General features: G+C 60.0%; 25 protein-coding genes. 9 read left to right on the top strand and 16 right to left on the bottom strand.

Translation table 11 applies throughout. From position 1 onward, the window contains the following. The 3 genes from AC2FNC_RS12675 to AC2FNC_RS12685 form a co-directional block, all read left to right on the top strand. The coding region (locus tag AC2FNC_RS12675; RefSeq protein ID WP_496715509.1) for a transposase at nt 1-373 on the top strand (373 nt) is incomplete at its 5' end. Between the two features lie 477 nt (nt 374-850). Next, nucleotides 851-1,237: a hypothetical protein gene (locus tag AC2FNC_RS12680; protein ID WP_480473858.1), complete on the top strand. Its 387-nt coding sequence runs from the start codon at nt 851-853 to the stop codon at nt 1,235-1,237. A 33-nt stretch (nt 1,238-1,270) separates the two neighbouring features. Continuing rightward, nucleotides 1,271-1,816, top strand: coding sequence for a hypothetical protein (locus AC2FNC_RS12685; RefSeq protein ID WP_496715511.1), 546 nt, complete (start codon nt 1,271-1,273; stop codon nt 1,814-1,816). Nucleotides 1,817-1,820: 4 nt separating this feature from the next. On the opposite strand, the gene AC2FNC_RS12690 is transcribed toward AC2FNC_RS12685, so the two are convergent. Then, complete coding sequence (locus AC2FNC_RS12690; RefSeq protein WP_496715512.1) at nt 1,821-2,585, bottom strand: sulfite exporter TauE/SafE family protein; 765 nt, start codon at nt 2,583-2,585, stop codon at nt 1,821-1,823. Nucleotides 2,586-2,729: 144 nt separating this feature from the next. Here AC2FNC_RS12690 and AC2FNC_RS12695 point away from each other — a divergent pair, with 144 nt between their 5' ends. The 3 genes from AC2FNC_RS12695 to AC2FNC_RS12705 all read left to right on the top strand — a co-directional run bounded on the left by AC2FNC_RS12695 (nt 2,730) and on the right by AC2FNC_RS12705 (nt 5,661). Then, nucleotides 2,730-4,421 (top strand): acyl-CoA dehydrogenase family protein, encoded by a 1,692-nt coding sequence (locus AC2FNC_RS12695; protein ID WP_496715513.1) that lies wholly within the window; start codon nt 2,730-2,732, stop codon nt 4,419-4,421. A gap of 252 nt (nt 4,422-4,673) precedes the next feature. Continuing rightward, nucleotides 4,674-5,228, top strand: coding sequence for a hypothetical protein (locus AC2FNC_RS12700; protein WP_496715515.1), 555 nt, complete (start codon nt 4,674-4,676; stop codon nt 5,226-5,228). A gap of 40 nt (nt 5,229-5,268) precedes the next feature. After that, a complete protein-coding gene (locus AC2FNC_RS12705; RefSeq protein ID WP_496715516.1) occupies nt 5,269-5,661 on the top strand; it encodes an META domain-containing protein in 393 nt (130 codons plus the stop codon). On the opposite strand, the gene recO is transcribed toward AC2FNC_RS12705, so the two are convergent. The 5 genes from recO to AC2FNC_RS12730 all read right to left on the bottom strand — a co-directional run bounded on the left by recO (nt 5,645) and on the right by AC2FNC_RS12730 (nt 8,595). Next, nucleotides 5,645-6,370, bottom strand: coding sequence for a DNA repair protein RecO (gene recO / locus AC2FNC_RS12710; protein ID WP_496715517.1), 726 nt, complete (start codon nt 6,368-6,370; stop codon nt 5,645-5,647). The two genes, AC2FNC_RS12705 and recO, sit on opposite strands and share 17 nt — an antisense overlap. A 198-nt stretch (nt 6,371-6,568) precedes the next feature. Further along, nucleotides 6,569-7,108: a hypothetical protein gene (locus AC2FNC_RS12715; RefSeq protein ID WP_480559686.1), complete on the bottom strand. Its 540-nt coding sequence runs from the start codon at nt 7,106-7,108 to the stop codon at nt 6,569-6,571. 90 nt (nt 7,109-7,198) lie between these two features. Then, nucleotides 7,199-7,528: a DUF1491 family protein gene (locus tag AC2FNC_RS12720; protein WP_496715519.1), complete on the bottom strand. Its 330-nt coding sequence runs from the start codon at nt 7,526-7,528 to the stop codon at nt 7,199-7,201. Then, a complete protein-coding gene (gene era, locus AC2FNC_RS12725; protein WP_480519479.1) occupies nt 7,525-8,433 on the bottom strand; it encodes a GTPase Era in 909 nt (302 codons plus the stop codon). Before era ends, AC2FNC_RS12720 begins: the two co-directional genes overlap by 4 nt. Nucleotides 8,434-8,466: 33 nt before the next feature. Then, nucleotides 8,467-8,595, bottom strand: coding sequence for a hypothetical protein (locus AC2FNC_RS12730; protein WP_480494628.1), 129 nt, complete (start codon nt 8,593-8,595; stop codon nt 8,467-8,469). On the opposite strand from AC2FNC_RS12730, the gene AC2FNC_RS12735 reads away from it, so the two are divergent. Continuing rightward, nucleotides 8,594-9,976, top strand: coding sequence for a multicopper oxidase family protein (locus tag AC2FNC_RS12735; RefSeq protein WP_496715520.1), 1,383 nt, complete (start codon nt 8,594-8,596; stop codon nt 9,974-9,976). The two genes, AC2FNC_RS12730 and AC2FNC_RS12735, sit on opposite strands and share 2 nt — an antisense overlap. Before the next feature lie 51 nt (nt 9,977-10,027). On the opposite strand, the gene AC2FNC_RS12740 is transcribed toward AC2FNC_RS12735, so the two are convergent. The 4 genes from AC2FNC_RS12740 to acpS form a co-directional block, all read right to left on the bottom strand. After that, entirely contained in the window at nt 10,028-10,504 is a 477-nt protein-coding gene (locus AC2FNC_RS12740; protein ID WP_480473869.1) for a hypothetical protein, read from the bottom strand. 154 nt (nt 10,505-10,658) lie between these two features. After that, nucleotides 10,659-11,336 carry a ribonuclease III gene (rnc, locus tag AC2FNC_RS12745; protein ID WP_480473871.1) on the bottom strand — a complete coding sequence of 226 codons (678 nt, stop codon included), beginning with the start codon at nt 11,334-11,336 and terminating at the stop codon, nt 10,659-10,661. Beyond that, nucleotides 11,333-12,172, bottom strand: a complete 840-nt coding sequence (gene lepB, locus AC2FNC_RS12750; protein WP_480473873.1) for a signal peptidase I — start codon at nt 12,170-12,172, stop codon at nt 11,333-11,335. The genes rnc and lepB overlap by 4 nt, the downstream gene beginning before the upstream one ends. Before the next feature lie 62 nt (nt 12,173-12,234). Continuing rightward, nucleotides 12,235-12,654, bottom strand: a complete 420-nt coding sequence (acpS, locus tag AC2FNC_RS12755) for a holo-ACP synthase (protein ID WP_209506227.1) — start codon at nt 12,652-12,654, stop codon at nt 12,235-12,237. Nucleotides 12,655-12,780: 126 nt separating this feature from the next. Between acpS and AC2FNC_RS12760 the strand changes: the two genes are divergently transcribed. Further along, on the top strand, nt 12,781-13,629 hold the full coding sequence (locus tag AC2FNC_RS12760; protein WP_496715522.1) for a CE1 family esterase: 849 nt from the start codon (nt 12,781-12,783) through the stop codon (nt 13,627-13,629). A gap of 38 nt (nt 13,630-13,667) precedes the next feature. Here AC2FNC_RS12760 and AC2FNC_RS12765 read toward each other — a convergent pair whose 3' ends face one another. From AC2FNC_RS12765 to folK, 6 genes are all read right to left on the bottom strand, one after another. Continuing rightward, nucleotides 13,668-14,294, bottom strand: a complete 627-nt coding sequence (locus AC2FNC_RS12765; RefSeq protein ID WP_496715523.1) for a LysE family translocator — start codon at nt 14,292-14,294, stop codon at nt 13,668-13,670. Beyond that, the gene (locus tag AC2FNC_RS12770) at nt 14,291-15,037 is read right to left on the bottom strand and encodes a pyridoxine 5'-phosphate synthase (RefSeq protein WP_480473876.1); all 747 of its coding nucleotides are present in this window, start codon (nt 15,035-15,037) and stop codon (nt 14,291-14,293) included. Before AC2FNC_RS12770 ends, AC2FNC_RS12765 begins: the two co-directional genes overlap by 4 nt. Then, entirely contained in the window at nt 15,037-15,729 is a 693-nt protein-coding gene (locus AC2FNC_RS12775) for a DUF2062 domain-containing protein (RefSeq protein ID WP_480473877.1), read from the bottom strand. Before AC2FNC_RS12775 ends, AC2FNC_RS12770 begins: the two co-directional genes overlap by 1 nt. A gap of 16 nt (nt 15,730-15,745) precedes the next feature. Next, complete coding sequence (locus tag AC2FNC_RS12780) at nt 15,746-17,878, bottom strand: RelA/SpoT family protein (protein ID WP_496715525.1); 2,133 nt, start codon at nt 17,876-17,878, stop codon at nt 15,746-15,748. Between the two features lie 26 nt (nt 17,879-17,904). Continuing rightward, nucleotides 17,905-18,258 carry a DNA-directed RNA polymerase subunit omega gene (rpoZ, locus tag AC2FNC_RS12785; protein WP_209506215.1) on the bottom strand — a complete coding sequence of 118 codons (354 nt, stop codon included), beginning with the start codon at nt 18,256-18,258 and terminating at the stop codon, nt 17,905-17,907. A gap of 94 nt (nt 18,259-18,352) precedes the next feature. Continuing rightward, nucleotides 18,353-18,922, bottom strand: coding sequence for a 2-amino-4-hydroxy-6-hydroxymethyldihydropteridine diphosphokinase (gene folK, locus AC2FNC_RS12790; protein WP_480554727.1), 570 nt, complete (start codon nt 18,920-18,922; stop codon nt 18,353-18,355). Between the two features lie 149 nt (nt 18,923-19,071). Here folK and AC2FNC_RS12795 point away from each other — a divergent pair, with 149 nt between their 5' ends. Beyond that, nucleotides 19,072-19,647: a LabA-like NYN domain-containing protein gene (locus tag AC2FNC_RS12795; RefSeq protein ID WP_209506211.1), complete on the top strand. Its 576-nt coding sequence runs from the start codon at nt 19,072-19,074 to the stop codon at nt 19,645-19,647. The last annotated feature ends 8 nt before the right edge of the window (nt 19,648-19,655 follow it).

The raw sequence follows: 19,655 nt of genomic DNA on the forward strand, positions 1-19,655 counted from the left end.
TGATCCGAACCGTGGCCCGACGGGCAAGGGCGTGGCCAAGTATCAGGCCCTCAAACACACCTGCCTGGCGTGCCAGTCGAAGATGAAGTGCTGCCCAAACGCCGATGCTCGCAAAATCACCCGCGAAGAACATGAAGACGCACGCGATGTGGCACGCGCCATTCGCAAAACGCCCCAATACAAAGTCTCGGCAAAGCTCCGAAAGAAGGTTGAGATGCTGTTTGCCCACCTCAAACGCATTCTCGGGCTGGGACGACTCCGATTACGTGGCCCTTGTGGTGCAACCGACGAATTCCTCCTCGCCGCCACCGCCCAGAACCTCCGAAAACTGGCCAAGATCTTTCCCGCACCGCAGCAAACGAGCAAAGCCTGACAAGAAAGGCACTCGCGCTCAGTTCGGTACGCCTCTCTCTGCGCCAGCAACACGTTGTTTTTCAACAATATCGGCTCGAAGCGGTCCTTCGCTGCACCAAAATCGAACGTCTGATAGTTGGCGGCAATTTTCGAACTTCTCAATCTGAGCACAAAAGGAAAGAGGCTGAACTCTCAACCTCTTTCAACATTTACCTATAGGGCCTTGGCCGCTGGGCCCCTTTCTTTTTGCCAATCCGCAGCTTCTTTAGCCGTCCGCTAAATACTCATCTTATAGTTGTATGTCATTAAATGCACATACAAGTGCGTTGTTTCAAAGTGCGATCTGCGCTAGGCCTATTTACTGTTGAGACGAAAAAGCCCGGCACATTCGCGCCGGGCACTGACTGAAAGGACTTTGTGGAAGCTCATATGCGCACACTCACAACGCTGGATTGAGCAACCTAATCAGGCTTCTAGTCTAAGTAAACGGGGATGAGTGTCAACATGGGACTGGCTGGTTGGTATTGCGATCAGTGTGGTTCAAATGGTCGCGGACAGGCGGCGGTTGGCACAGAAAACTACAGGTAACACCATGACGGAAATCTCGAAACTCACCGAACTACGCAAATTGATGCAAAGCATGGAGCGGACGCTTGGGCTGGAAAAACTATCTCCGGTTGAGCGCGACATCTATTACGCCGCGGAAGAGCTTTCAAAATCCACTCAGGAAGTGCGTACGTTCGGGTTGATCGAGCATACGCTGGTCCAAAGCATTTCGCGCCCAACGTTTTTTCGCGCGCTGAAATCGCTGGTCGAAAAAGGCTATCTTTCACAAAGTGGCAGCGCCAATCGCGGGCGGTACATCGTTCATGCCCCCAGATGACGCGCCCCGTGCGTGCACGGTGATGTGATCGCGATGCGCGGCTGGGCGACTGACACCCTTGCGGCTTCACTGGCTTATGTTCTGGCGTCGATACTGACCTTCGCTGTGCTGATGCCAATGCAGAACGTGTTTTTTCCGGAATACCCAAGCCGGGCGAGCCTGCTGTTTTTGCCGCATGGCGTACGGGTTCTGTCGGCCTGGCTGTTGGGGTGGCGCGCAATATTCGCATTGCTGCCGGGAGTGTTCATCGTCTTTGCCTATCTGGCGGGAACGGATGTTTTCCTGCCCACCCGCCTGCTGGCAATTGCTATCGCCGTCCTGACGGTTCCTGCGGTTTTCTATCTGCTGAAGGCTGTCGGATGGGACCTGTTCCCCAACCCGAACCGCAAACCCTGCTGGGTTTGCGTTATGGGCGTGGGCATAGCCACATCCTTTCTGGTCTCTGGCCTGACCAATCTGGTCTTTGGCAGTGCAACGGTTGAGTACATCGCGTTCCTGATCGGCGACATTTCGGGCCTGTTCTTTCTGATGCTGGGTCTGTATTTCGCGTTCCGGTTTGCAGACAGGCGACCGGACTAGAGCTTCAGCCCATCAGGCCACGCCGCAGTAGGTTCACGCCCGCCACCAGCAAAACGAACAGCGTGGCCTTGCGAAAGCTGGCCTGATCGATGCGGTCCTGCAGTTTCAATCCGACCCACATCCCTAGAATGGCAGGAACGATCAGGATTACTGAAAACGGGACCGTTTGCACGCGCAGAAAACCGGACCAGACATGCGCGGCCAGCAGCATGACCGCCCCCAATCCATAGATGACACCCTGAATTCGGATCTGCTCGGCCTTCGGGGTATTCAAGGCCGTCAGATATGCAACTGTGGGGGGACCCCAAATGCCCGACATGCCACCCACGAACCCGGCGACACCACCAACAACGGCCTCAACACCGGTTGATGGATGATTTAGCACCAGCCTGACGCCCAGAACCTGCACAAGGGCGAAGAAGGACACGAACGCGCCGATCAGCAGCAGGAAGACCGAGCCGGGCACCAGCGTGACCAGCTGTGCGCTCAGCACCAGAAAAATACCGCCAACCACCAGGAACACCCGAAACCGGCGAATAGAGCTGAGTGCGGCGCTGGCGCCCCCGCGAAAAGCCTGAACGCCATTGGTGACAAGGGTCGGCAGGATCAGCCCCGCCAAGGTCAGATCCGGCGGCAGAAACGAATTCAGGCCAGATACAAACACCATGGGCATGGCAAATCCAACCATGCCCTTGACCCACCCGGCGGCAAAGGCAACGGCGATGGCAAGTAACAGCTCTTGCGGCGACAGAAGGGAAAACAGGTCCATGCCCTCTAGATATCATCTGGATTTTCTTCTGCATTGCAAAAATGTTCAGGTAATTTTTGAACTTTTTAACGGCATAATTAGTATTTTTGTTGCGCTGCACGTGCAGCATGATATGACCAGACGACCGAGGAAAGGACGCGATTCATGGCCCATGACGGACAGGATATGACCCAAATGACAACTGATGCAGTATTGCCCGATCTTCTGGATTTGACGCGAGCCGCCGTGCCTGCTGTGGACGCCGTTTTTGAAAAAGCCCGCGCATCCGTGCGTGGCATGGTGACCGCTGAAGGCCGGGTCTCTGGCGCATTGATCGAAGCAAATCAGACCGCTGCGCATGGTCTGGCCTGGCTGGCGACTTATTCGCAGTCGCTGCAACAGATGCAGCGCTGGGCAGAAGCGCTGCAAGCCGATGGTAAATTTGGCGAGACCGAGCAGTTGCTGCACCAGATCGCGTTTGGCGAATATCTGCACCAGGTGGCGGGCGGTATTCCGATGAACCAGGGCGAGGTGGTGCGTCTTCAGGATATGGGCCTTGGCTGGGATGCGCTGTCGGGCTTTCAGTCGACCGAAGTGCAGACCCTGATGGCGCGGGCCAATTCTCAGGCTGCGCGCAGCCGTCTGGTTGCGCTGATGCAGGATCAGGCCGGAGCTACGATGTTCGGCGCGTCCGGTCTGGATGAAGAGCTTGAGATGATCCGGGACCAGTTCCGCCGCTACGCGCTGGAAAAGGTCGAACCAAACGCGCATGACTGGCACCTGAAGGATGAACTGATTCCGCTGGAAATCATTGAAGAACTGGCGGAAATGGGTGTTTTCGGCCTGACCATCCCCGAGGAGTTCGGTGGGTTCGGTCTGTCCAAAGCATCAATGTGCGTGGTGTCCGAGGAACTGTCGCGCGGCTATATCGGCGTTGGTTCGCTGGGTACCCGATCCGAGATTGCGGCCGAGTTGATCATCGCAGGCGGCACCGACGCGCAAAAGGCACAGTGGCTGCCAAAGATTGCCAGCGCCGAGATCCTGCCGACTGCCGTTTTCACGGAACCCAACACCGGTTCAGACCTTGGCAGCCTGCGTACGCGCGCGGTCAAGGACGCGAATGGCGATTACAAGATAACCGGCAACAAGACCTGGATCACCCACGCCGCGCGGACCCATGTGATGACCCTGCTGGCTCGGACCAACCCCGACAGCACCGACCACCGCGGCCTGTCCATGTTCCTGGCGGAAAAGACACCGGGCACTGACGAGAATCCCTTTCCCACCCCCGGCATGACCGGTGGCGAGATCGAGGTTCTGGGCTATCGCGGCATGAAGGAATACGAGCTGGGTTTTGACGGCTTCCATGTCAAGGGTGAGAACCTGCTGGGCGGAGAAGAAGGTAAAGGTTTCAAGCAGTTGATGGAAACCTTCGAAAGTGCGCGCATCCAGACCGCCGCCCGCGCCATCGGCGTGGCACAGTGTGCGCTGGACATCGCCATGCAATATGCGATCGACCGCAAGCAGTTCGGAAAATCCCTGATCAATTTCCCGCGCGTGGCCGGCAAGCTGGCGATGATGGCGGTCGAGATCATGATCGCGCGTCAGCTGACCTATTTCAGCGCATGGGAAAAAGATCACGGCCAGCGCTGTGACCTTGAGGCCGGTATGGCCAAGCTGCTTGGTGCGCGTGTGGCCTGGGCTGCGGCGGACAACGGGTTGCAGATTCATGGCGGCAACGGCTTTGCGCTGGAATACAAGATCAGCCGCGTTCTGTGTGACGCGCGTATCCTTAACATTTTCGAAGGGGCTGCTGAAATTCAGGCACAGGTCATCGCACGACGTCTGCTCGGGTGACCCATTCCGGCAGTCCTGTTTCCCCGACTGGCCCGGCGCTTGCGCCGGGTCTTTTTCCTGTTTTGTACAATCTGTACGCGGTCCGAACCATGCAGAGTACGTTTTGTACAAAGCAAACCATCGCCCCTCGTGGCCCGCGTGACGGTCACAAATGACCCACGTGTTTCAAAACTTCCCCCTTTGATCCCACCCCTTTCACCGGTAGAGCATCAGCCGAACACGAGACGTCGCAATTAACTTTTGGGATAACGCATGACCCGACCTTTCCTTGCTATGTGTGCTGTTCTTGCGGCTCTTGCTCTGGCGGCTTGCACCACCTCGCAGCCGACGGTGAGCCGGAGTGATGTGGACGCGCTGGCGCAATCGATCCGGGGGCTTGGGGCGGAGGTCGATCCGGCCGAGGCACAGCAAGCGGCCACGATTGCCTATGCCTATTCGCAGCAGCTGAAGCAGGACTGGAATGTCACCGACCCGGCGATCATCCACAACGCCAAGATCATCAACGGGTTCCGCGAAAAGGGCCTGTGCAATGACTGGGCCGAAGCGATGACCAAACGCCTGCGGCAGGAGAATTTCCGGACGCTGGATCTGCATTGGGCCACGTCACCGCCGACCCCGTTTCGCATCATCCACCATTCGGCATCGATCAGCGCCAAGGGGGACACGATGTATGATGGCATCATCCTGGACCCCTGGCGCAACAGCGGTGTCTTGTTCTGGGCGCCAGTGCGCGAGGATACACGATACAACTGGGCACCCCGGCTGGAAGTGCGCGAGCGGCTTCTGAACGGGTCTTTGCCCTACTGACCCGGTTCCGCAGTTACGGCTGATACGCTAGAACCCTGCCATGACACGCCTGATCCTGACCCTGCCTTTGATGGCCCTGTTTCAATGCGACAGGGATGAAACCGTTGCCGCCTATGGCGCAGCAGACCGGACATGGGCGCTGCAGGAGATCGACGGACAGCCCTTTGCCGCCAGCGCCCTGCTGCGGTTCCCCGAAGAGGGCAGGATCGCCGGAAATGCCCCCTGCAACAGCTATGACGGCACGCTGAACGCGCCCTACCCGTGGTTCGAAATTCAGGACCTGAGAGCAACGCGGGCCGCCTGCGCCGGGCTTGAGGCCGAAGGGGTCTATTTCGCCGCCCTTTTGGCCATGACCCAATCCGAAGTGTCGGGTGATGTGCTGATCTTGCGCAATGAGGACGGGCACGAGATGGTGTTCACAGCCGCCGAGTGACCTGATCCACGAACCGCGCGCGCGCCTCGGGCAGTGGGTTATGCCCCAGCGCGGGGGCGACGCGGTGGTTCAGGAAATATCCGGTTGTGCGCAAAGCTTCGGCAATCTCGGCATCCGGCGCGGTGCCTTCACCCCGCAGACAGGGCGGCAGCGGCAACATCTTGTCTGCCCATTCCCCGACCCCTTTGGCACTGACGGCGCGCCCGGTCTTGGGCGACAAATAGACCAGCCCCTCGGTCGTGCCGGTCGCGGCGCAGGCGGTCAGGTCAAGGCCAAAGCCAAGTTCGTCCAGCAACGCCAGTTCCCATCGCAGGTAGGCCAGCGGCCAGATCTCATCCTGTCCCAACAGGTCCATCAACCGCTCGGTTCGGGTATAGAGCGCCGGGTGCGCTTCCCGCTCGGGCAGGCAGAAGGACAAAAGCGACACGACGGCGTTCAGCCCGGACAGGGCCAGCCGCCCGGAAAACGCCGCCGCCGCGCGCGAGCGCAGGGGTTCGACCTGAAAGGTGCCGATATGTTCCTCCAGCCGCGCACGCCACAGCACATCCAGTTGCGCGCCGGGTTGCAGGATGGGTGCGATCTTGCGGCTGGTCCCGCCCCGCACCACACCAGCATGACGCCCGTGGGATTCGGTAAAGACCTCGATAATCGCCGAGGTTTCGCCGTGGCGGCGAGAGGTCAGTAGGATGCCGTGATCGCGCCAGTCCAATTCGGGGTCCTGTCCGTGATAAGTTGTGGTGTTCCCAGAAAATCGTGAAGGGTTCCGTTCTGCAATGGTTTTGCGCATCAAACGCGGAAAGATAGGTGAAACGCTTGGTCCGACGGCAGGGGACTGGGCATTTATGCGGACAACCCGGACACCGTTAAATGCGACACGATGGGATTTGTCACCTGAGTCAACAGCGTTTCACCGACGGGGAAACCGCCTTTCGGCATTGCTTATTAGCGTATGGTTTGTTGCCCAGATTGATTTGAAAACAGGAAACGCCTCTTCGTGGAACAGCGTGTGGGCAGCGCCACCGTCACCGTCGTCAAGTAGATCCGCTATGGCCTTGGACAAGGCAATAAGACCCAGCATCTGCTGCGCGTTATCGGCCATCCTTGCCTTTTCCTCGTCGCTAAGGTCTTTGTTCGATTGAAGTCGTGCGAGAAGCCGGTTTGCCTTCGGTAAATACTGGTTTTTGGCAACCTCTCTGAGGTTTTCAGCGTATGACAGGCCCACTGCGATTTCTCTGGCCATCCATCCGCCTTCAAATGAAATTATTGCCGTTGTCATCAAGAAATGCAGGTGACGACTATCATGTTCCGCTTCGCGAAAAAGCCGGAGCGCATTTTGAGTCCGTATCATTTCGGCGCGCTCACCAGAAGTGTCCTGCGCTGAAGTTACCGACGTGCCAAGTGCCAGAATAACAGTAATTATCGCGATAGCGGGCAGCAGTCTATTCACATTCGCCTTCCCCTGATTCAACCACGATAGTATAGCACATGCCGTCGCTTAAGTCCGCTCTGGCCTCAAAGCCGACATGCGTCTGGCCCGCTACTCCAGCCCCTCTTCGCCCAGCAGGTGTCGGCCTTGCCGGTCTTCAACCTCGATCACCCAGAGGTCGGGGTCAAAGCTGCGCTGGCGCTGGATGGCATGATCCACGTCGCCCTCGGGGCCAGAGGAAAGTTCGACCCATGTGCGTTCACCGCTCATCAGATCAAAGCTGCGTTGAAAGGCGGTGGCCTGCCCGTCGAGCGTGTTGAGCTTGACCAGAACCGCGCCCGCGGTGTCATCGCCATGGGCCACGACAAAGGCGGGGATTTCCTGAAACCGGAGCCGCGTCAGATAGGCGTGCACCCAGAAATCGGCGGTCAGGCGGGTCATGCGTTGCCGTCTTTGAAATCCAGACCCATTTCCGAATAGCGCTCGGATTCCTCAAGCCAGTTGGGCCGGACTTTCACTTGCAGGAACAGGTGGATCTTGCGGTCGAGGAACTCTTCCAGTTCCGCCCGCGCGGCCTGACTGACGGCCTTGATCGTCTCGCCCTTCTTGCCCAGAACGATGCCCTTGTGACCGTCGCGCATGACATAGATGATCTGATCGATTCTGGCCGAGCCGTCCTTGCGTTCTTCCCAGGTCTCGGTCTCGACCGTCAGTTGGTAGGGCAGTTCCTGATGCAGGCGCAGGGTCAGCTTCTCGCGCGTCATTTCAGCGGCGATCATGCGCAGGGGCAGATCGGCGATCTGATCTTCGGGATACAACCACGGGCCTTCGGGCAATTCGCCCGCCAGCCATTTGCGCAGGTCGTCGACGCCGTGGCCTTTTTCGGCCGAGATCATGAAAGTTTCGGCAAAGGGGTAGCGCGCGTTCAGGTCGCTGGTCAGCGCCAGCAGTTTCTCGGACGGCACCTTGTCGATCTTGTTGATCGCCAGCGCGATGGTGCGGCCCTGCCCGATCTCGGCCAGCCCTTCGAGGATGCGTTCAACCCCTTCGGTGATGCCGCGATGCGCCTCGACCATCAGCACGACGATATCGGCATCGGCGGCCCCGCCCCAGGCGGCAGCGACCATGGCACGGTCCAGACGGCGACGCGGTTTGAACAGACCCGGCGTGTCCACAAAGACCAGTTGCGCATCGCCTTCCATCGCAACGCCCCGGATACGGGCGCGTGTGGTCTGCACCTTATGGGTCACGATCGAGACCTTTGCCCCGACCATGCGGTTCAGGAGGGTGGATTTGCCTGCGTTGGGCTCTCCGATCAGGGCGATAAATCCGGCGCGTGTGGTCATGTGTCTGGCAATCCTGTCTGCAACTGCGCCCCCCTATAGCAGAAAGGGGCGGCGGGCCAGAGGGATTTGTCGCATTGCGGCCCTGCGTTTGCGGTGGCAGGACAGGCGCAGGTGCCCAGCCAGTTCCAGCCCGGCCGCAAATCCTTTCAATGAGGTTGTCATGAAACGTCGCGAGTTTCTTCTTGGAAGCGGCGCCGCCGCAGGTGCGTTTGGGTTGGGCGGATGGTCGCTGGCGGCAGGTGATGCAGCACAGGAACTGGTGCTGCAACCCGCCAGTTACCGGCTGCGAGAACAGCTTACCGCGGGGATGGTCAGCCTCTCGCCCGATGCGCCGCCGCCGGTTCTGTTTGGGCGACAGGGCGAGCCTATGCGGCTGAGTGTGCGCAATACGCTGCCGGATTACACTTCGATGCACTGGCACGGGTTGCGCATTCGAAACGAGATGGACGGGGTGCCCTACCTGACCCAGATGCCCATCGGCGAGGGTGAAAGTTTCACCTATGAATTCACGCCACCGGATGCGGGGACCTACTGGTATCACCCCCATTGCATGACGATGGAGCAGATGGCGCGCGGGCTGACCGGCGTGATGGTGATTGCCGAGCCGGAAGAGCCGGGGTTCGACAGCGAACAGGTGATCAATCTGCGGGATTTCCGTCTGGACGAGGATGACGCGTTCCTGCCAGCCTATACGGCGCGGGGTGCGGCGCGGGCGGGCACGTTTGGTACGGTGCAGACCGCCAACTGGCAGAGCACGGCGGTCTATGAGCACGCGGCGGGCAGTCTGGTGCGGCTGCGGGTGGTCAACACGGACACGACCCGCATCTATAAGCTGCATCCCGAGGGGGCCGAGACCCGGATCATCGCCTGGGACGGGCATCCGGTCGAGATCGATCTGCCGGTGCCAACGGCGGATGAACCGCTGTTGCTGGGCCCCGGTCAACGGGTGGATATTGCCGTCCGGATACCCGAGGGCGAAGGGCAGTCAGCGGAGCTGATGGCCAAGTTTCCCGGCCAGCCGCACCGCGCCATGGCGCGCATGCAGGCGACTGGCACATCAGCGGCGCGTGATCTGAGAGAGCTGCGCCCGCTGCGTGCAAATCCCGTTGCGCGCCCGGATCCGAACCGGGCGGAATTGCATGAGTTCGTCTTTGGCTGGACGCCGGAGGGCAGTGCCCCGAATGACGGGTTCTGCGGCACGCTGGGGTACAGTTTCTGGTCGATCAACCGCAAACCCTGGCCGGGTGATGCGGCGCAGGGCACCGGGCCGCTGGCGGTATTGGAACAGGGCAAAAGCTATGTCCTGCGGTTGCGCAACGAGTCGCCCAACCTGCATCCGATCCACCTGCACGGGCTGGCCTTCGTGCCGCTGCGATCCAACCTGCGCATCCTGCCACCACTGATGACGGACACCATGCTGCTGTTGAAGGATGAGGTGGCGGATATAGCGCTGGTGGCGGACAACCCCGGCGACTGGGCGTTTCATTGCCATGTGATCGAACATCAGAAAACCGGGCTGACCGGGTTCATCCGGGTGGTTTGAACGATGAAACCCGTCGGCCCGACACCGGACCGGCGGGTTGAACGGATCAGATCACGGGTGACGGCGCAGGATGGGGTTCAGCACGGCCACAAACACGATGCCGTACAAAACATGTCCGATCAGCGCGACCCATGTGATGCCGACAAAGTTCAGGAACGGCGGCAGACCGGCAAAGGTCGTGACACCTCCAATAGCAAATACCCACAGACCGAAACCATAGATTGCCGAGGCAACAAACATGTGGACCGGACCCAGAACCTTGACCCAGATTGGCTGGAAAACAAGGAACCAGCCCAAAGGATAGGCAATCAGACCGACAATGTAGAAATGCACGAAGAAGCCCAGAAAAGCGTTGCTGGGCAGGCCCAGACTGGACAGCAAACTCTGCGCCAGCCCTTCGGGTGAAAGGTTGGCCCAGCCGATACCTGGGCTGACGACCTGCCCCCAGAAATCGAAGGCCATGGTTGCCACAAACCCGGCAATGAACAGAAAGCCGATATTGACGAGCGAGAGTTTTGCACGTTGCATTGGATTGCCTTTATCCGTTGTTTCCCAAGTGCTTTGACCTGCCGTAGTCAGACTGATGCCAAAGCAGCTAACACCCAGATACATGTCTCGGGTCGTGGCGGATATAGTCTTCAAGTTTGATTGAAACTTGTGACAGGCCGGGCGGCAGCACCGATCAGCTGACCCGATCCAGCAACGCCTTGGCGGCCGCCTGTTCGGCCTGGCGCTTGGAGCCTGCGGTGGCTTGTGCCTCGGTTCCGTCCTGAAGGCGGGCGGCGATTGTGAAGACGGGGGCGTGGTCGGGGCCGCTGCGTTTGACCTCGACATAGCTGGGTGGTTTCTGGCCGCGCGCCTGCGCCCATTCCTGAAGCGCGGTTTTGGCGTCGCGGGCGTCGGCCTCGACCTTGTGGATACGGTCGCCCCAGAGGGCGAGAATGACATCGCGGGCGGCTTCGAACCCGGCGTCGCGGTAGATGGCGGCAATCACCGCCTCCATCGCGTCGCCCAGCAGCGCCTGTTTGCGGCGCCCACCCGAGAGCATCTCGGACCGGCCCAGTTTCAGCACCGCGCCCAGATCGATCTGGCGGGCGACATCTGCGCAGGCCTCTTTGCGGACCAGAGCGTTGAACCGGGGCGCAAGCTGGCCTTCGGAGGCTTTCTTGTCGGCCTCAAGCAGCGCGGTGGCCATGACAAGACCCAGCACCCGGTCGCCCAGAAATTCAAGCCGCTGATTGTCGGGCCGGGTCGACGATGAGACCGAGCCGTGGGTCAGCGCACGCACCAGCAGCTCGGGGTTGGCAAATTCATACCCCAAACGCTGCTGGAAAGCCTTTATCTCGGCTGAGAGCTTCAATTGACCGCCTTGAAGAAGCGATCCCCACGCCAGGTCCAGAAGAACAGCATGGACCGCCCGGCAGACGAGAACATGATCCGGTCGGCGCGACCGATCAGGTTTTCGTAGGGCACATAGCCAACCCCGCCAGCGGATTGCGGCAGGCGGCTGTCAGCCGAGTTGTCGCGGTTGTCGCCCATGAAGAAATAATGGCCCTCGGGCACAGTATAGATGCCGGTATTGTCCGAGCCCTGATTGCCGATATTCAGCACGTCATAGGTGACGCCGTTGGGCAGGGTTTCGATCAGGCGCGACTTTTCACAGGCGCCGCCAACACCGACGGGGCCGTTTTCACAGCGTGGGCGCAGTCGTTGCGGGCCCTGTGGTTCGGCGATTTCGGTGAATATGCCGTCAGGCTGTTGCGGAACCGGTGTGCCGTTGAGGATGATCTGCCCCTCGCGGACCTGAATGCGGTCACCCGGCAGGCCGATCAGGCGCTTGATATAGTCACGCCCGCTGACCGGGTGGCGGAAGACAATGACGTCGCCGCGCACGGGATCGCCGCCCCAGATGCGGCTGCCGTCGTCGCCCTGCATCCAGCCACAGAGATCTTCGGCGTCGATATTCAGGCCGACACTGGGGATGATCAGGCTGGGACATGAGGCGTAGGAATAGCCGTAGGCCATCTTGTTGACGAAGAGGAAATCGCCGATCAGCAGCGTCTGCTTCATCGAACCGGACGGAATCCAGAACGGTTGAAAGAAGAGGGTCCGGAACACGCCCGCGATCAGCAGGGCATAGACGATGGTCTTGATCGTTTCCCAGACGCCGCTTCCGGTTTTGGCTTCCTCGGCCATACTGCTCTCTCCAGTTCTCTGTGCTTGGCTTCGCTGCTACATGCGGGGGGGATGGGGTCAAGTCAAGGCTGTGTGACGTGATCTTGCAGGGGACGCGCCTCGATCACGACAAAGGCCTGTGCCCAGGGGTGGTCATCGGTCAAGGTGACGTGGATGATCGCCTCGTGCCCTGCGGGGGTCAGTTCGTTCAGGCGTTCGGCGGCCCAGCCGGTGACATGCATCACCGGCTGCCCGGTGCGCAGGTTGGTGACGGCCATGTCTTTCCACGAAATGCCCATGCGCAGGCCGGTGCCGAGCGCCTTGGAACATGCCTCTTTCGCGGCCCAGCGTTTGGCATAAGTGCCTGCGGTATCCGCGCGGCGTTCGGCCTTGCGCTGTTCGGTGTCAGTAAAGACACGGTTGCGGAACCGGTCGCCGAACCGGTCGAGCGTACCCTGAATGCGGTCGATGTTTGCAAGGTCTGTGCCGATGCCGAGGATCATGTGGCTCTCATTTCTCTGGTCGGGCCAATCAACGGCAATTGATGACCACGCGCAAGCGGTTGGTTGCCGCATTCCGTGATATACTTTACCGGAATGTTCAATTTTTACGTTGGTGCGGGGGACGCAATGTCGAAAATTCCGTTCATGGCAATCGCGGTGGCTGGCATTGTCGCAAGCACCGTTTCCCCCGCTTTTGCACAGGATTGCGGAACCGGGGAAACCCCCTGTCAGGTAGGAGAGTTGTCCTATCGGGTGGTTCTGCCCGAGGCCGCGCCCGAGCCGCCAGCTGTTATCTATCTGCATGGCTATGGGGCAACGGCGAATTCAGCCGTGAATCTTTCCGGCCTCGCGGCGGGCTTTACCGACCGCGGCATCGCCTTTATCGCGCCGAATGGTCAGGTCGACATTGGCAACCCCAAGGTGTTGGACTGGGGGGTGCATGATGGCTATCGCTGGCCGCGGGATGACCTGGCCGCGCTGGAGCAGATCAAGGAAGACGCCATTGCCCGTTTCGACCTGAACGCAGATCGCATTTTGCTGGCGGGGTATTCACGCGGCGGATCACTGGTTTGGGACAAGGCCTGCACGGATCATTCCTTTGCCTTTGCCTATGCCTCGGCATCAGGGGCCTTTTGGGAGCCAATGTGGCGGCGGTGCAGCGGCCCGGTTCACATGCATCATTCGCACGGATTTGCAGACCGCACCGTCCCGCTGGAGGGGCGTTTTGTGACCTTTGGGGACTATGATTTCGAACAGGGTAGCGTTTTGAAATCCATTGAAATTCTGACCAGAACCAATGGATGCGGGCAGATGGCGAACAGCGTTTCAACAGAGGGCGCATCCTGGCGAAAGAAGTGGAGCAAGTGTCAGGACGGCTCTGTCACCCTGGCGCTTGGGCCACATGGCCACGGCAGGCAGCCCGGTTGGGCAAATGCTGTTGCGGAATGGTTTCTGGAAATCTCGAGCGCGCCCTAGCGCCTCCACCGGCATTTGCGGAAATCAATTTGCCTGCTTTACCCCAACCGCACCGTCAGAATCTTGTAACTCGCCACGCCAAAGAACCCGGCAAAGGCGAAATCGAACCATCGGCGGGCGCGGCGGTAGGTGCGGACCATGCGGGCGGATGAGAACAGGAACGCATAGCCGATGAAGATCAGCAGCGATCCTGCGTACAGCATGGCGAAATAGCCCAGCAGCATCGGCAGGTTGGCATCGCTCGGCGCGACGATGGCATAGATCGACCCCCAGCTGAGGATTGCCTTGGGATTGGTCAGGTGGATCGCCGCACCTTTGGCAAAAACCGTGGGCAGCGTGCCGGTGACCGGTTTGCCCAATGCGACCTCATCATCCGAGGTCACCGCGCGTTTCAGGGCCTTCAGCGCCAGCCAGCCCAGATAGGCCACGCCGACATAGCGGATTACCTCGAACAGCCAGACATTAGCCAGCATGACCGCCGACAGGCCCAGCGCCGCGGCAATGCCCCAGGCGGCCGATCCGGCGCAGATGCCAAGGGCAAAGGCCAGCCCGGCGGTACGGCCTTCGGTCATGGCGGTTCCGGCAATGCCCATCGTGGCCGGGCCCGGAGAGCCCCCTGCCATCAGCCAGGCGAACCAGATGGCGATAAAGCCGGAGGTGATCACGCGCGCGCCTCGTCCATCAGGCGGCGCATCTCCCGAATGGCGGGGGTGAGACCCAGGAAGATCGCCTCACCAATCAGGAAATGCCCGATGTTCAGTTCCATGACCTCGGGGAAAGCGGCAACCGGCTTTACGGAGTCGTATGTCAGGCCATGGCCTGCATGGACCTCGAGCCCCAGTGAATGGGCAAAGGTGGACATCAGGCGCAGCGATTCAAGCTCGCGCGCGGCGGCGTCCATACGTCCTTCGGCATGGGCGTCGCAATAGGCACCGGTGTGCAGTTCGATCACCTCGGCACCGATGCGGTGCGCGGCCTCGATCTGACGCTGATCCGCGGCGATGAAGATCGACACGCGGCACCCGGCCTCGCGCAGGGGGGCGATGAAATGGGCCAGCTTGTTTTCCTCGCGCGCGACTTCGAGCCCGCCTTCGGTGGTGCGTTCCTCGCGCTTTTCGGGAACGATACAGACGGCGTGCGGTTTGTGGCGCAGGGCGATTTTCTGCATCTCTTCGGTGGCGGCCATTTCAAAGTTCAGAGGCACCGACAGAACCTCCATCAGCCCGTCGATATCGGCGTCCGAGATATGGCGGCGGTCTTCGCGCAGATGCGCGGTGATGCCGTCGGCGCCGGCCTCCTCTGCCAGCTTGGCGGCGCGCAGCGGGTCAGGATAGGCCCCGCCGCGCGCGTTGCGCACGGTGGCGACATGATCGATATTCACACCCAGACGCAGACGGCTTTCGGACATCATTTGGTTCCTTTTGCAGATTTTCGCCCCGACCTTAGCGATCTTGGCGCGGGACCGGCAGGTGTTTCTTCGGCCCGGCGTTTGATTTCTTCAAACTTTGCCTTGATCTTGGCGCGGCGGCGCAGCTGGTAGGTCAGGATCAGCGGCAGGCTGAGGTAGTAGCAGATGATGCCCGCCACGATACCGGGAATGATGCCGCCAATCATGTAGGGATAGAAAACGTCATCGTAGAACTGACCCAGCCCGTGCCAGTCGGCCACGCGGTCCGTGAACAGGGCAAGAAGATTGTCCTTGAGGTCGCCGATGGCGTCGGCAAACTTGCCCATCAGCCCCTGCGTGTCGCCTTCTTCATATTCGGTGCCCAGCAAGAAATGCCCGGTTTGCAGGCAGATCACCCCAATCGGGACATAGGTCAGGGGGTTGCCGAAGAACGTACCGCTAAGCGCGGCCAGAATATTGCCCTTGATCAGCCGCGCACCAATTGCGGCGACCAGAAAGTGCAGCCCATAAAACGGCGTAAAGGATGCGAAAACGCCCGCCCCGATGCCGCGGGCAATCCGGTCAGGGGAATCCGGCAGGCGGCGGACACGGTGTTTGACATAGTGGAAGGCGCGGGTCCATCCGCCACGCGGATAGACGAGTTCCGAAGCGACCTGAACAGGAGAGCGTCGGTCTCGGCGCTTGAATACCACCCGTGATCACCCCTTCTCAGACAGCCGCGGTCGCGGTTTTGGTCCGGTCCCGATAACGCTCGACCGCTGCAACGTCGCTTTCAGCCTCAAGCATCAGCATCAGCGAATGCAACTGTTCAAGGTCGCGCAGTTCGACATTGATCAGCAGGCGGTAAAAATCCGGTTTGCGGTCCACAAATTCCAGGTTCGAGATATTGGCCTTTTTCTCGCCGATCAATGTGCAAATGCGCCCCAGAACCCCGGCATCGTTGCCGATGGTCAGATCCAGTGTCGCCCCATAGACGGCCGGGTGCGTACCCGAATGCCAGTGCAGATCGACCCAGCGTTCCGGTTCGCTTTCATATTGGCTGAGCTTGTCGCAGTCGATGGCGTGCACCACAACACCCTTGCCCCGGTAGGTGATGCCGACGATCCGTTCGCCCGGCAGCGGCTGACAGCAGGGCGCGCGGTCGAATTTCTGGCCGGGTTCAAGACCGATCACGGCGCGCCGCAGCGGAATGGCGTCGCCGTCATCCTGAGCCAGTTCGGGATAAACGGCCTGAACCACCTCATGAGCGGTCAATTCGGCACTGCCCAGACGGGCCAGCAATTCATGCCGGTCTTTCAGGCGCAGGTGCTTGGCGGCGGTATCAAGCGCCTTGTCGGTGGCCTTGCGCCCCACATGGTCAAAGCCCGAGCGCGCCAGTTCCTTGCCCAGCTTGATGAACCGTTCGCGATCCACCTCGCGCAGGGCGCGGCGGATGGCGGTGCGGGCCTTGCCGGTGACAGCGATCTCAAGCCATGTGACCTGCGGTGTCTGCCCGTCAGCGGTAATGATATCGACCGACTGGCCGTTCTTCATCCGCGTCCAGAGCGGCACGCGAATGCCATCGACCTTGGCCCCCACACAGGCATGGCCGATCCGCGTGTGGATGGCATAGGCGAAATCGATCGGGGTCGCACCCCGCGGCAGTTTCACCACGTCGCCCTTGGGGGTGAAGCAGAAGACCTGGTCCGAATACATCTCGAGCTTGACGGCTTCGAGAAAATCCTCGTGATCATCCTCGTTGTCGAATTGCTCGGTCAGGTTGGATATCCATTTCGCCGGGTCGACGGCAAAGGGGTTTTCCGTGCGCACCCCGTCCCGGTAGGACCAATGCGCCGCAACGCCGGTTTCGGCCACGTCGTGCATCTGGCGGGTACGGATCTGAACCTCGACCCGTTTGCCATCGCGGCCCGAAACGGTGGTGTGAATCGAGCGGTAGCCGTTCGATTTCGGCTGGCTGATATAGTCCTTGAACCGCCCCGGCACCGCGCGCCAGCGCTGATGGATGGCCCCAAGCGTGCGATAGCAGTCTTCTTCCGTCTGGGTGATGATGCGGAACCCGTAGATATCCGAGAGGCGCGAGAAGCCCTGATCCTTTTCCTGCATCTTGCGCCAGATCGAATAGGGTTTCTTGGCGCGGCCGAAGACTTCGGCCTCGATGCCCGCCTTTTCCAGCTCGTGACGCATGTCGCCGGTGATGCGATGGATCACATCGCCGGTTTCACGTTGCAGCGTGATGAAGCGACGGATGATCGACTGGCGGCCTTCGGGATTCAGGACGCGGAACGCGAGGTCTTCGAGCTCCTCACGCATCCATTGCATCCCCATGCGGCCCGCAAGCGGCGCGTAGATATCCATCGTCTCGCGCGCTTTCTGAACCTGCTTTTCGGGCCGCATCGCCTTGATCGTGCGCATGTTATGCAGACGGTCGGCCAGCTTGACCAGAATGACCCGCAGGTCCTTGGACATGGCCATGAACAGCTTGCGGAAATTCTCGGCCTGCTTGGTTTCGCGGCTGGACAGTTGCAGGTTGGTCAGCTTGGTGACGCCATCGACCAGCTTGGCGACCTCATCCCCGAACAGATCGGACACCTTGCCGTAATTGGCCTTGGTGTCTTCGATCGTGTCATGCAGCAAAGCCGTAATGATCGTCGCATCATCCAGACGCTGTTCGGTCAGGATGGCGGCAACGGCAACAGGGTGGGTAAAGTAGGGCTCGCCTGAGTGGCGGAATTGCCCTGCGTGCATCTGCTGGCCAAACTCATAGGCCAGCGCGAGACGTTCAGCATTCGTCTTGGGATTGTAGTTGCGGACCAGCGCAATCAGATCGTCAGCAGAAATCATCCGGCCCGCACCTTCGTCTTTGGAGCTTACCCCTGCCCTTGAGCCTCCATCAGAGCGCGCAGGAGCTTTTCTTCGGACATGTCGTCCATCGCAGGCTTGTCCGACTCGGCACCCATCAGCAGCGCCATCTGATCTTCTTCCGGCTCATCAACCTCGATCTGGGTCTGGTTGGCCTCGATCAGGCGTTCGCGCAGGGCGTCCGCACCTTGGGTCTCGTCGGCGATTTCGCGCAAGGACACGACAGGGTTCTTGTCGTTGTCGCGGTCAACGGTAATCGCGGCACCGGCAGAAATCTCGCGCGCCCGATGGGCGGCCAGCATCACCAGTTCGAACCGGTTTGGAACCTTGTCTACGCAATCTTCAACCGTCACGCGGGCCATTGGGCGCTCTCCGTTTCTGAGTCCATGTCAGGAAGGGGTTTATCTAAGCGCGATTCCGCGCCTTGACAAGCAGGAAATGCTGCATTTGCAGGGATCACAGCGGCGTAACCGCTGCAACCTCGGATGGGGGCAGGTCGGCGACCATCTGGAAAACCGTGCGATCAAGCACGGGGTGGCGCCAGTCGGGCACAATATCCGCCATCGGCACAAGCACAAAAGCGCGGTCCTGAAGGCGCGGATGCGGCAGGATCAGCTGTTGCGGTGCTTCTTGTCGCTGTGCCTCGGGCGGCAGGGTCAGCCAGCGGTCGAACAGGGCGCGGTCGGGCAGAATCTGATCGCTATAGCACACAAGATCCAGATCCAGCGTCCGCATTCCCCAGCGCTGCACCCGTTCACGGCCGAACTGGTGCTCGACCTCGTGCAGCAGGCGCAAAAGCTCGGCCGGGGATTTGTCAGTTTCGATCAGCACAGCCGCATTCACGTAGTCCGGACCAGCGCCAGCGGGGAAGCAGGGTGTCGCAAAAAACCGGCTGACAGAGCGAATCACTACGCCCTGCTGCGAAAGTGCGTCAATTGCGCGCTGTAGCGTTACAGCGGGCCCATTTCCTCTCAGATCGAGATTTGCGCCCAATGCCACAACCGCATTTGGCAAAGAATTGTACATATGCTACCCTATATTCGACACATTGCATACTTGCGATAACCGACAAAAGTTCTAATTATAAGCCCACCAGAGTGCGCCATATTATAACTCACACACCCACTCACTCACGTAACGCGGCGCAATCTGGATTATACCGGAAGGACCTATTTATGTTTTATAAGGACGAACGGCTAGCGCTGTTCATCGACGGCTCGAATCTTTATGCCGCGGCAAAAGCACTCGGTTTTGACATAGACTACAAACTTCTGCGGCAGGAATTCATGCGCCGTGGCAAGTTGCTTCGGGCTTTCTACTATACAGCGCTGCTTGAAAACGACGAGTATTCACCGATCCGCCCATTGGTTGACTGGCTTCATTACAACGGCTTCACCATGGTCACAAAACCGGCCAAGGAATACACCGACAGCATGGGGCGTCGGAAAGTCAAAGGAAACATGGATATCGAGCTGACGGTCGATGCCATGGAACTGGCACCGCGTGTGGATCATATCGTGCTGTTCTCGGGTGACGGGGATTTCCGCCCGCTGATCGCCAGCCTGCAACGTCAGGGCGTTCGCGTATCAGTCGTGTCGACCATCCGCAGTCAGCCGCCGATGATTTCGGACGAACTGCGCCGCCAGGCCGACAACTTCATCGAGTTGGAAGACCTGCGCGACGTAATCGGTCGCCCGCCGCGTGAAATGCCGGCAGAGCATCGCAGCGTCGCGGTTGCAGGCGGCAGCTGATCCGGCAC

This window comes from Ruegeria sp. BHSA123 (assembly GCF_059613425.1).